This is a genomic window from Bacillus sp. FSL M7-1020, assembly GCF_038050415.1.
GTDB lineage: Bacteria > Bacillota > Bacilli > Bacillales > Bacillaceae_G > Bacillus_A > Bacillus_A toyonensis.
Genome location: NZ_JBBOTW010000002.1, coordinates 274098 through 286322 on the forward strand (window position 1 = coordinate 274098; position 12225 = coordinate 286322).

10 protein-coding genes and 1 pseudogene are annotated in these 12225 nt (G+C 35.4%); 2 read left to right on the plus strand and 9 right to left on the minus strand.

The genetic code is table 11. The features are described from left to right. Positions 1 to 95: 95 nt before the first annotated feature. The 6 genes from gndA to tnpA all read right to left on the minus strand — a co-directional run bounded on the left by gndA (position 96) and on the right by tnpA (position 7421). Positions 96 to 1505 (minus strand): NADP-dependent phosphogluconate dehydrogenase, encoded by a 1410-nt coding sequence (gene gndA, locus MHB70_RS27980; RefSeq protein ID WP_061530263.1) that lies wholly within the window; start codon positions 1503 to 1505, stop codon positions 96 to 98. A 264-nt stretch (positions 1506 to 1769) separates the two neighbouring features. Next, complete coding sequence (gntP, locus tag MHB70_RS27985) at positions 1770 to 3116, minus strand: gluconate permease GntP (protein ID WP_061530262.1); 1347 nt, start codon at positions 3114 to 3116, stop codon at positions 1770 to 1772. Positions 3117 to 3233: 117 nt separating this feature from the next. Beyond that, positions 3234 to 4769, minus strand: a complete 1536-nt coding sequence (gene gntK / locus MHB70_RS27990; RefSeq protein WP_061530261.1) for a gluconokinase — start codon at positions 4767 to 4769, stop codon at positions 3234 to 3236. Then, positions 4762 to 5493 (minus strand): gluconate operon transcriptional repressor GntR, encoded by a 732-nt coding sequence (gene gntR / locus MHB70_RS27995; RefSeq protein WP_001129837.1) that lies wholly within the window; start codon positions 5491 to 5493, stop codon positions 4762 to 4764. The genes gntK and gntR overlap by 8 nt, the downstream gene beginning before the upstream one ends. A gap of 405 nt (positions 5494 to 5898) precedes the next feature. Further along, complete coding sequence (locus MHB70_RS28000; RefSeq protein ID WP_097927648.1) at positions 5899 to 7011, minus strand: RNA-guided endonuclease TnpB family protein; 1113 nt, start codon at positions 7009 to 7011, stop codon at positions 5899 to 5901. Between the two features lie 11 nt (positions 7012 to 7022). After that, positions 7023 to 7421, minus strand: a complete 399-nt coding sequence (tnpA, locus tag MHB70_RS28005) for an IS200/IS605 family transposase (protein ID WP_061530017.1) — start codon at positions 7419 to 7421, stop codon at positions 7023 to 7025. Between the two features lie 411 nt (positions 7422 to 7832). Between tnpA and MHB70_RS28010 the strand changes: the two genes are divergently transcribed. Further along, positions 7833 to 9530, plus strand: coding sequence for a helix-turn-helix domain-containing protein (locus tag MHB70_RS28010; protein WP_061530018.1), 1698 nt, complete (start codon positions 7833 to 7835; stop codon positions 9528 to 9530). A gap of 186 nt (positions 9531 to 9716) precedes the next feature. Here the strand turns inward: MHB70_RS28010 and MHB70_RS28015 are convergent, their stop codons facing one another. Further along, complete coding sequence (locus MHB70_RS28015) at positions 9717 to 10547, minus strand: alpha/beta fold hydrolase (protein WP_061530019.1); 831 nt, start codon at positions 10545 to 10547, stop codon at positions 9717 to 9719. Positions 10548 to 10693: 146 nt separating this feature from the next. Between MHB70_RS28015 and MHB70_RS31225 the strand changes: the two are divergent. Beyond that, positions 10694 to 10834: pseudogene (locus MHB70_RS31225) on the plus strand (IS256 family transposase); the annotation flags it as partial. A gap of 12 nt (positions 10835 to 10846) precedes the next feature. Here MHB70_RS31225 and MHB70_RS28020 read toward each other — a convergent pair. Next, a complete protein-coding gene (locus MHB70_RS28020; RefSeq protein ID WP_061530020.1) occupies positions 10847 to 11482 on the minus strand; it encodes an RpiB/LacA/LacB family sugar-phosphate isomerase in 636 nt (211 codons plus the stop codon). 88 nt (positions 11483 to 11570) lie between these two features. Continuing rightward, complete coding sequence (locus MHB70_RS28025; protein ID WP_061530021.1) at positions 11571 to 12161, minus strand: hypothetical protein; 591 nt, start codon at positions 12159 to 12161, stop codon at positions 11571 to 11573. Between the last annotated feature and the right edge of the window lie 64 nt (positions 12162 to 12225).

Here is a 12225-nt window from a genome sequence, read left to right on the forward strand (position 1 = left end):
CGTTTAAAGTGAAATTCCATCAGTGGGAGTCTTATAGCCTGTGAATTGTGGGATGAAAAATGGACTAAGAATTTAATCTTAGTCCATTTCTTATTTTAGATCCATTTTGTGTGGAATGTACCTTCTTTATCTACTCGTTTATACGTATGCGCTCCAAAATAATCGCGCTGCGCTTGTAACAAGTTTGCAGGTAGTTTGGCAGTACGATAGCTGTCATAATAAGAAATTGCTGCTGAAAATGCAGGTATCGGAATGCCCTGTTGTACCGCCATTGAGATAATTTGGCGTAATCCGCCTTGATATGACTCTACAATTTCTTTAAAGTATGGATCAAGTAAAAGGTTCGGTAGGTCAGTGTTTGTCTCATAAGCCTCTTTAATGTTCTGTAAAAAGGCAGCACGGATAATGCATCCGCCTCTCCAAAGCATAGAAATGCTGCCAAAATCAAGGTTCCAATCATATGCCTCAGAAGCTGCCTTCAATTGCGTGAATCCTTGTGCATAAGAACAAATTTTACTCATATATAAAGCTTGGCGCACTGCTTCAATTAATTCAGCTTTTTCAACTCCAATTGCTGCTTTATCTTTAGGGCCAGATAAAACTTTGCTTGCGTTCACACGCTCTTCTTTTAAAGCAGAAATGCAACGTGCAAATACAGATTCCGTGATAATAGGCAGAGAGATACCTAAATCAAGTGCGCTTTGGCTTGTCCATTTCCCTGTACCCTTTTGTCCTGCAGTATCAAGAATAACATCCACTAATGGCTTACCAGTTTCTTCATCTTTCTTCTTGAAGATATCGGCTGTAATCTCAATTAGATAGCTGTTCAGTTCATCTTTATTCCATTCAGCAAATATTTCATGGAACTCTTCTGCAGTCAAATCAAGTGTTTGTTTCAAGAAGAAATATGCTTCACAAATTAATTGCATATCTCCATACTCAATACCGTTGTGAACCATCTTTACATAGTGGCCTGCCCCATTAGGTCCGATATAAGAACAGCAAGGCTCGTTATTCACTTTTGCGGAGATGTTTTCAAGCATATCTTTTACTTTTTCGTATGCATCCTTCTGTCCGCCTGGCATAATAGATGGTCCCTTCAATGCACCCTCCTCGCCACCTGACACACCTGCCCCGATGAAATTGATTCCTTCTTCGGCAAGACGTTTGTTTCGGCGAATTGTATCGTTAAAGTATGTATTACCACCGTCAATTAAAATATCACCTTTATCGAGGTGAGGGACTAGAGAATCAATCGCCTTATCTGTAATTTCCCCTGCATTCACCATTAATAAAATCTTTCTAGGTGATTCAAGTGAGTTAACAAACTCTTCAACTATATGAGTACCAACTAAGTTTTTACCACGGTTTTCCTCAATGATTTCATCAACTTTTTCCTTTGAAATATCATATAGGGCAACAGAATACCCTTTGCTCTCAAAGTTAAGTGCGAGGCTTTTTCCCATAACGCCCACACCAACAACTCCAATTTGTAACTTTGCCATACTCCATCGTTCCTTTCCATGTATGTTACTCTGTATTATAGTATATATACCTAAAATAACACTTTAATCAAATAATCAATCTTTTTCATTTCAATAGGCTCCACCAGTATTCGTGCAAAAGGTTATAGGGACACGGCGCATCACTATCAAGTTAAAAAATAAAGAGAAATGTTCATCCTTATTAATCAATCATGAAAAATAACCGGTTAATTATTAAAAATCACATTAAACAGCTTCCGTATCCCTTTTATTGTTTAGAAAGATCTATACAAATAAACTTAATAATAAAGTAAATCCTAATCCGGCTACAGAAACGATAGTCTCAAGTAAAGTCCATGTTGCAAATGTTTCTTTCATGCTTAAACCAAAGTACTCTTTGAACATCCAGAAACCAGCATCGTTTACGTGTGAAGCAATTAAACTACCAGCCCCTGTTGCAAGGACAACTAAAGCAAGGTTAACATCAGATTGACCTAACATCGGAATCACTAAACCGACAGTTGTTAATGCAGCAACCGTAGCAGACCCCAATGAAATACGTAAGATGGCAGCGATAATCCATGCGAGCAAGATCGGTGATAATGAAGTTCCTTTGAATAATTCGGCTACATAGTTACCAACGCCGCCATCAATTAATACTTGTTTGAAAGCGCCGCCTCCACCAATAATTAAGAGCATCATCCCAATATTCGAGATCGCTGTTGTACAAGATTCCATCACGTTTTTGATTGGAATCTTTCTTGCCAATCCCATTGTATAGATCGCAACTAGTAAGGATATCAACATGGCAGTATCCGCATTCCCAATAAACTCAATCGTTGCTAGTAAACTATTATCTTTGAATCCCATTGTTTTTTGCAGCAAAGTAATAATTGTAGCAATTGCCATTAAAAGAACAGGCAGTAAAGCGGTAAAAACACTGATTCCAAAGCCAGGAGTTTCTTCAAGTTTAAATACTTTCTGCTCACCTAAAGATTTGATATTACCGGTTTTTGTGAACGCATCAGGTACTAGTTTTTTTGCAAGTTTAGTAAATACAGGTCCAGCTAACACAACCGTTGGAACCGCTATCATAAAACCGTAAAGTAATACTTCACCGATGTTTGCATGCAATTCACCAGCGATAGCAGTTGGTCCTGGGTGTGGCGGTAAAAATCCGTGTGTTACAGATAAAGCTGCTGTCATCGAAATACCGAGATATAAGATAGAAACTTTTAACTCTCTTGAAATCGCAAATACAATTGGAATTAATAATACTAATCCTACTTCAAAAAATAACGCAATTCCGATAATAAATGAGGCAGTCACAACAGCCCATTGAATGTTCTTTTTACCAAATTTTTTCACAAGGGTCATGGCAATGCGTTGTGCGCCCCCAGAATCTGAAAGCAACTTACCTAACATCGCACCAAGTCCAAAAACGAGTGCTAAATGACCAAGTGTTCCGCCTAATCCCGCTTCAATGGTTTTAAAGATTTTTTCTGGTGGCATTCCAAGTGCTAAAGCAACTCCGACCGATACAATGATTAATGAAATAAAGGTATTTAATTTAAAGCGCATAATCAGTAAAAGTAATGCTAAAATCCCAATTGCTACAATGACTAATGGCATCGTAGTTCCCCCCTAATCTTAGCTGTATTTTTATTTATCCCGTTATTCGTGGGCAGTAAGGCCCCCCACCTCGAGATTTAGATAGAAGCGAGGCGTGGGGGATTACTGATGAAAGTTTTACTTTATTAAATTTCTTTGATAATTTGCAATTTGTGTATAATCATCTTCTAGCGCCCTTGATAGGTTAATAAATATCGGCAGTAATTGTCTGTATTCTTTTGTTGCTTCTTCTTTTGGTGTATGTTTGTAGGTACTGCCAACCATTTCGGAAACGATTTCAAAAGAATCAATTTTTCCTGTGGCATAGAGACCTAATATACATGCACCTAGACAAGAGCTTTCATAGCTCTTTGGAACAACGACTTCAGATGCGAAAATATCGGACATCATCTGTCGCCAAACGTCAGACCTTGCGAAGCCGCCTGTTGCTTGAATACGGGTTACAGGACCATCCATGCATTCGGTTAACGCTAAGAATACAGTGTATAAATTATATATAACGCCTTCTAAAGCAGCACGAATCATATGTTCCTTCTTATGTGACATCGTTAAACCGAAGAAGGAGCCACGTACATCTGGATTCCATAATGGTGCACGTTCACCAGCGAGGTATGGATGGAATAATAATCCGTCTGCACCAGGTCTCACACGTTCAGCTATTTTAGTTAATACATCGTATGGATCAATTCCTAGTCTTTTCGCAGTTTCTACTTCTGATGAAGCAAGTTCATCACGAATCCAACGAAGGACCATTCCTCCATTGTTTACAGGTCCACCAATTACCCAATGCTTTTCAGTTAAGGCATAACAAAATATTCTTCCTTTTTTATCTGTTTGTGGCTTGTCAATGATGGTCCGAATAGCACCACTTGTTCCAATTGTGACAGCAATCTCACCTTTTCGAATTGCATTCACACCTAGATTAGAAAGCACCCCATCACTGGCACCAATGACAAACGGTGTTTGTGAATCGATACCAATCTTTTGGGCTAAATCTGGATTGCAGTTGCTGAATATTTGGGTGGTTGGTACGAGTTCAGATAATTGAGCTGATGTTATACCAGCAATTTTTAAAGCCTCCTCATCCCAATCTAGCGTTTTTAAGTTCATCATACCCATGCACGAGGCAATGGAATGATCAACAACATATTGATCAAAGAATTGTTTGAAGATATATTCTTTGATTCCAATATATTTTTTCGTTCTAATTGCAATTTCCGGATGGGCATTCACAATCCATGTAATTTTACTTAATGGTGACATTGGGTGAATAGGTGTTCCTGTTCGTCTATAAACTTCATGGCCATTCAGTTCATCTTTGATTTTATGTGCCCATGCCTCACTACGATTATCTGCCCAGGTGATACAAGGTGTCAGCGGCTGATCATTTTCATCCATAGCAATGACACTATGCATAGCACTGCTAAATGAAATAAACGATGGTTTTTTATCTAAATGCTGTTTCGTTATATTTGATATCGCTTGTAAAACAGCTTGGAAAATCTCTTCTGGATCTTGTTCCGCTGTGGATATATCCGGTGTGCGAAGTGGATAACCAATATTCTCGGTTTGGATGACTTCGCCTTTTTCAGTAAATAAAACTGCTTTCGTACTTGTTGTACCGATATCTATACCTAACATATAGCTACTCATGTCCTTGCTCTACTCCTTTAGATAACATTTGTTGTGACATCCAGAAATCTTCAACTTTCCCTTGAACATCATCAAAATTTTGATGTAAGGCCTTAATCATGAGGGATCGATCTTTTGATTCGATTGCTTTTATATAAAGCTCATGATTTTTTATAATCCGTTCAAAGTCTTCGTACTTTTCCTTGAAACGAGTACGCATTGATAAAAGGATTAAGCTTTCCATAACAGGCTTTAAATTATTCCAAATCATCAGGATGTAGGAATGCTCAATGGTTCGAATAATCGTTTCATGGAATAAGAGATCTTGATAAGAAAATTCATCAGAATCATGATATTTAATGGCGATTTTCATCATTTCCATTATTTTATTTAGTTCTCTTACTAAATCATTTGTGTCCATCTTTACAAGTCGCTCAAAGATAAACGTTTCTATAAGTAAACGAACATCATATATTTCTTCGATTTCTTTCTCGGTTAAACCAATGACAACTGCACCCATTCTTTCTAAGCGAATAATATTTTCAGAAGCTAGTACTTTTAATGCTTCACGGACGGGTGACCGACTTACAGAAAAATCGGCAGCTAATTTATTTTCCGACAGGATGGTACCGCTTTCAATTTCACCTGCAATAATGCGCATTCTCAGTTCGCTCGCAACACGATCACCTGTAGAAGCTTTTGAAAGCCATTTTTCAGGATAAAGAAATTCTATTGATTTCGCCATAAATTCACCTCGTGTTAATCAAGTATACTTGTATACAAGTATTATAACTCGGATTTTTAATTATGCAAGCGCTTTTATTGTTTGCTTTGGTTCTTTTAGAGGAAAGCTCCATAATTATTAAGCTAACAAATCGAGTCGCCCCAAAACTATTATTGTTGATGAAGAAGATTTAGGGAATGGAAAACTGAAGAATACGATATCCAAGGACTTACATCAACATATTTACCACCCGGGTTTACAACTTGTTGAATCAAAAATATAGATGGTGAACTACCCGCCACTTAACGTCCTAACGGACTGTTAGAAGTGGGGGCTTCTCGGTTAGTCGTTACTTTTGGTAGCTAACGAATTCGTCCTAAGACAGCCGAGCTAACTCCCTTGTTCCAAGGGTTATTTTATTGCTATCTATGCTAACGCCAATAGGCGTATTGCTTCATTTTTGATATAGATAGCTGCGTTATAATCTCTATCGAGATTTACACCGCATATACAAGAATAGACTCGCTCAGACAATGACATATTTTTCACATTTCCACAACTGCTACATGTTTTTGTGGAAGGAAACCATTTGTCTATTTTCACAAGCTGTTTGCCTTGTTCATTTAGTTTATAAGCTAAGAAAGAAGTGAACATACCCCAAGCATTATCAGCGACACTTTTTCCAAAATGAAGTGCTTGCGATATTCCCTTCATATTTAGATCTTCAATAGCTACAACATCAAAATGAGTAGCTAACTCTTTAGACTTATGGTGAAGGAAGTTCTTACGTTGGTTTGCTACTTTTTCATGCAGTTTAGCTACACGGATACGTTGTTTATTCCAACGCCCTGAACCTTTTGTACGTCTTGATAATACTCGTTGAGCCTTTGCTAATCGGTCTAACATTTCACGATAGAACTTAGGATAATTGGCTCTCTCATCCTCAGAACTGACGTATAATCCATCCATCGCAAAGTCTAATCCAACAACTGTTTCTACTTCTTTTTGTACGATCTCTTTTTCGTATTCAGTCAAAATGGACACATAGTATTTACCAGTAGGTGTCATAGAAATCGTACATGACTTGATTATATGGTCTTGTGGTATTTCTCTATGCTGTTTAATACGTACCATTTTCAGTTTCGGCAATTTGATATGACCGTTAAGCAACATAATATTTCCGTTCACTACATTCGTTGTATAAGACTTTCTGTCTTTTTTGCTTTTGAATGTTGGGAAGTCATTTTGACCACTAAAGAAATTTTTATAGGCAGTTTGCAAGTTTAGTTGAGCATTTGCCAAAGCTAATGAATCAACTTCTTTTAACCACTCAAATTCTGCTTTGTATTTCGCAGGAGTGGGAAGCTTTAGTTTCTTTAGTTGATCCTTATCATCTTTATGTTTTTCATACGCTTCTTTCCGTTCAGCTAACATTCTGTTATACACGAAACGTACACAACCGAAAGTTTTACGCATAAGATGTGCTTGGTCTTCTGTTGGATACAAACGGAATTTATATGCTTTATTCTGCTTTGTCATATCATTTCACCTCACTTTTCACTTTGATTTTCAATATATGTTTTTACTACGTCTATTGGCGAACCACCAGTAGTTAGCAAGCAAAAACTTCTTGACCAAAACATCTCTTTCCAAAGTTTCTTTTTCACTTGTGGAAAGTCTCTTTTAATAAGTCGAGAACTTGCACTTTTATAAGCATTGATGAATTTTGTCATTTCTGTATTAGGGTGTGCCTTGAACAAAATATGAACATGGTCTACATCATGATTCCATTCAACTAATGTGATGTTATAGTTTTCAGATAGTCGAACAAACATATCTTTTGCATAGTCTGACATACCATCATCAAACACATTTCTTCTGTATTTTACGACCAACACAAGATGATAATATAACAAGAATACTGAATGGTTATTACTATCTAATTTCATTTATATACCAGCCTTTATAATTTATAAGACTGATTATATCAGGGGCAAAATAAAAAGGAAAACCTTTTGGCTACGCCAAACCGAAATTCATCTCCCACCTACCGTTGGGCTACGCCCTTCACACGCTTGAGGAAGGAGAATTCTTTCGGGAAATTCGTTAAAACCTTTCAAAAATTGAAATTGTATTGTAAAGTAATGATTTTACAAATAGAAGCAGTTTTATATAATTAAAGACAAGTAAAGAGAATTTAAATGATTCACAGTAAAACGTGTAAAAAAAACAACGATTATGTAGATTATTCAGACAACATTTCAACTTAAAGGTTATATAGCCATCATATAGCTACGACGTTTCACATTTTTAAGATTCAAATTATATTTGTAATTAACATTGTTAGGAGGTATTTAAATATGGAGAAAGTGTTAGCATTGTTTAGTGATGCCCTCCTACTTGCTGCTCCAATTTATGAAGAAAACAAGCAGTTATGGGATAAATGGAATAAATATTATAAAGAAGTACAAGGGAATCACGATAAATTAGTAACATCAGCTAATATGTCCCCTTCCTTTTCGACACTTGTTTCTTGGTTAGGTCAGAAACAAGAGCAAGGAATATCGTTGTTAAACATTTATGCCAATCTGAATAAATATAAAATTGAAATTCAAAATGTACTAGATAAGATCATTGAACAAGAATTCGGAGAAAAAGTTGAAGCAGTTGAACCAACTCAAATTTCAATTTTTGAAGATAGTCAGGTAACAGAACATATAGAAGATATATCGGATGATTACTATCCTGTAACCAATGACGCAATGTACTATCAATTACGTGATGGAATAGCAAAAAATCATTTTGAGGAAGATGAAGCAGTAGCAAAACCGGTACTGCCATTAGAAACAAAAAATTCAAGCGGAGTTGCACAACTATCTTCACATAAGGATGAGGATTTGAGATTAGTGAATACAAACGAAGCAGAAAGATGGTCTATATTGGTTGATGGAGTAATTAGTAATATGGATGATCTTACAGCAGACTGTTTGGATACCATTACAATACAATGGTTAAATCAAGCTAAATCTCCAGATGAATTCATAGATTTTAGTTATGAAAATGTGTTGGAATTATGTAATATGCCAAAAGCATCAGCAAACGGTGTAGAGTATTATCGTGCAGAAGATAAGATAAAAGTAGCGCAACGTATTGCAGCGTTAGCAAGCATCTTTATTTATTTGAATGATGATAATGAAGTTGTAGTATTGAACGATCAAGCTGAAACTGGGGAAAAATTTGAAGTAAAACGTGAAGTAATCAAAAGGCTATTCGTACTGGACTCTGTAGTGTTATGGAGAGATAAGAATACTAATGAATATATGGGGATAGAATCCTGTAAGATTAAACCAGGTAGTTTTTTATCGGGCTATTTGTATGGATCTAATAGCACAACTGCTTTATTATCGAAAAAAGCATTAGAGTATAATAGCTATAGACACAAGTTTCATAAACGTTTAATACGTTATTTATCCTGGCAGTGGCGAATCCGTCAACAATACAGTACTTTAAAAAGACCATACTCCATTGGTGGAGAAAAAGGTTTACTATCTGTAATGGGTATTACAACTACAAAGGGGCGCCCAACTCGAATTCGTGAACAACTAGAAAATGTTTTAAATGATTTAGAAAAAGAAAATGTAATTTCACATTGGGCGTATGCAGAGGAATTGGATGAAACAAAGATAGGAGAACGTAATTGGTTTAAGAATTACTATTCAAAATTAGGAATCATTATCTTACCACCACAAGAATTGATGAATAATATAGATAGTATGGTGAAGAAAAAAACAATAGATACGCAAGAGAAGCAAGAGGAGCGTTATATTGTAGATACAGTAAAACAACCTACTGTAGGGTCAGAGGATATGATTCGAGAGAAAATTATGCATCAGCATATGCATCAAAATAAAACAATGCGTGAGATAGCAGATGAAATAGGTCTATCCCCTGCTACACTATCAAGATTCTGTAATAACAAAATGAAGCGTATTTCAAAAAGTGTTAATGAAAAACTAAACAAGTGGTATGAAAGACAAATGATTATAGAGTCAATGTAAAAAGAAGCAGATGCCTTTGAATGAAGAGGTACCTGCTTTTTTTTATTGTGCTAAGGCTCTTTAAAGTTGTTTAATTTCTATCCATTTAATCCTTATTGAACTAGAGCACCTGTTAGTTGAAGAACAACAAAATGAACTGACAAGCAACAGATATAGAAATTTGGTTGAAAAAGTTATCGATTGTATTTACTCGCTTGATTCGCAAACTGAATTGCTCCTAATTAGCCAGTCTTTGATTAGTTCTTGTACTATTTTACGTTTTTCTATTTGAAGCATATGACCAGCACCATCTAAAATGGAAAACGTAGCATTTGGAAATTTTTCTAGAAGAAAAAAGTGATCTTTATAGCCACAGATTGAATCTTGTTTCCCTAGAATGATGAGTACAGGTTGTGTAAGTGTACTTACATCATTAAGCGGTTCTTCAGAAAGAAAATACCCTTTCTCTCTCCAATTGGACATTAAAAAATTTTTATTAGCTAATAATCGTCCAGGTTGGATTTCGTTTAAAAAGTAATTAAGGTTCTCTTTATTTTGATAATTCATCAATGTTTCAAAAGCCATTCTTATATCAGAATCCAATTCTGTTAATAAATCTTCTTCTTTTGTAATAACTATTTTTTTAGGAAGATCCCTATTTTTCAAATGAAGTGAAGTAGCCAGAAAACAAATACTCTTTACATTTTTATGTCTATGGTGCAAAACACCTTGTGCCAAATATCCTCCAAATGAAAAACCAATAAGAGAAAATGCTTGGTTAGGAATTGTCATATCAATAAAGTTCAAAATATTTAAAAGCATATCATCTGAAGAGTTGAAATTTTCATCAATTAAACTTCGACCGTGAGCGGGTAAATCTATATATATCCTCTGAAAACCCTGAATCTTATCAAAAATTGGCTCTATCCAGGCTTTCATAGATTTATGGTCTGTACCCATTGAATGCATTATTAATATTGGAAAGCCATTCCCTACGATTTCATAATAAATACTACCTTTTGCAACTAAGCAATTCATTAGAATTTTTCTCCCTATTCATATCAATTTTATCCAACCTATTTTATGTCAACCTACTATGATATAGTTCTGTACTAAGTTGAAAATACCTTTTGACCCTTGATAGAAAGGTTTTTAAATAACTTTATTGTCATTCACAAGAGTGTAATGCTGACGAAAGTGTCAATTCAAGTTTCCGTAAGATAACGAAAAAAGGCGCTTTCCTGATAGAAAACGCTTTACTAAAGGTTATGTATTTACGTGTAAAAGAACTCCAAAACAAATGGAATGTCGGTCATATCCGCAAGTAGTCAATGGTGTTAATACTTCATTTGTTCGATAAGGTAATTTGATATATCTGTGTTGGTACCATCTCGTAAGAGGAATTCCACTAAATCTTGTTTTTGAAGAACAGGATTAATAACGGATACATCTAGATGATTTAGAATCTGAACAATGTCATGATGTGAAAAACTTTTGATTGCTTTAAAAAGTTCTGAATCACGTTTCTTTCGTTCGGCGGATTCTGTAGGATACCCAGTATTGAACGGTTCTTCAAATAGTTTCTCAAGCGTGAATCGAAGATTTAATTCACCCGACCAACCGAAGTTCAATCCAAGTGGCAGTGATGCACAGTTTCCGTTATTTATCCTACCGAATAGAAACGCATCTGTTGGAGTTGGCAGATAACCGCTAATGACATTTGGAAGTGCATTACAGGCAATCGACATACCAGCACCACTACTACATCCAGTGACGACAAAATCAACTGCTCCTGAATTTAGAAGTAGACCAACAGCTAATGACACTTGGATATAGCTTAACTCGGACTCTTCAGCTGTAACACCGAAATTGAACACTTCATATCCATGCTTTGCCACAGCCCTTTTTGTCTCTTCAAAAATTAATTTATTTTTGCTAGTTTGTGTACTTGCTTGTATCACCGCTATCTTCATTCTTCCACGACCTTTCGATTTAATTATCACACACACTGAAACTCAAAGGAAGATAAAAAAGACAGAAGTAATCTTGCCTTAATATTTGCTATTCTATGTGTTCGTCTGACTTTTCCAAAAAAAAGTTTAGATTGCCGTGATATAAACAATTCCAAAATTGTCTATTGTAGTCATCATCATTTATTAATATGTTAGTATCAAACTCCACTAATTTGTTCTTTAATTCATAAAAAGTGTTTATTAGATTATGACTTTTGTAGTGTTCTTGCCCTAATAGTTGAATCCAACACTTTTTAAAATAATTGAAGCAGCAGTACATTTTTTCTATAGAAGAATTGACAAAATATCTTTCTACTCTTTCCGTAATTTCATGTTCTAGCTCATATATTTCTCCTGTGGGCTGGTAGATAGTAATTAGATTACCTGAATCCATATTACTCCCAATAACAAGGTATGGTTTAAACTTCTCTAAACTCGCTAAAAACGCTTCTGTAAATTCTTTATCCAATATTGATAAAGAAAAATCATTTTGTTTTGTCCATTCTACTACATCTAAAAGAAAACCATTAGAATAGGTGTAAAAATCAACATTGAGACATTCGAATTCAGTTTCTTTAATTTGATGATTAAGTAAAAAATGCTTACTATCAATGGGCAAATTTAATTTGGCTATTTCCAATGTCCTTCCTCCCCCTGATTATCTAATCCATTCTCTGTTTCTTCACAAACTCAATTAAATTTTA

Bases quoted from the DNA above. Each gene is read 5' to 3' on its own strand.
- gndA (WP_061530263.1), bottom strand. From the start codon at position 1,505: ATGGCAAAGTTACAAATTGGAGTTGTTGGTGTGGGCGTTATGGGAAAA.
- gntP (WP_061530262.1), bottom strand. From the start codon at position 3,116: ATGCCATTAGTCATTGTAGCAATTGGGATTTTAGCATTACTTTTACTG.
- gntK (WP_061530261.1), bottom strand. From the start codon at position 4,769: ATGAGTAGCTATATGTTAGGTATAGATATCGGTACAACAAGTACGAAA.
- gntR (WP_001129837.1), bottom strand. From the start codon at position 5,493: ATGGCGAAATCAATAGAATTTCTTTATCCTGAAAAATGGCTTTCAAAA.
- MHB70_RS28000 (WP_097927648.1), bottom strand. From the start codon at position 7,011: ATGACAAAGCAGAATAAAGCATATAAATTCCGTTTGTATCCAACAGAA.
- tnpA (WP_061530017.1), bottom strand. From the start codon at position 7,421: ATGAAATTAGATAGTAATAACCATTCAGTATTCTTGTTATATTATCAT.
- MHB70_RS28010 (WP_061530018.1), top strand. From the start codon at position 7,833: ATGGAGAAAGTGTTAGCATTGTTTAGTGATGCCCTCCTACTTGCTGCT.
- MHB70_RS28015 (WP_061530019.1), bottom strand. From the start codon at position 10,547: ATGAATTGCTTAGTTGCAAAAGGTAGTATTTATTATGAAATCGTAGGG.
- MHB70_RS28020 (WP_061530020.1), bottom strand. From the start codon at position 11,482: ATGAAGATAGCGGTGATACAAGCAAGTACACAAACTAGCAAAAATAAA.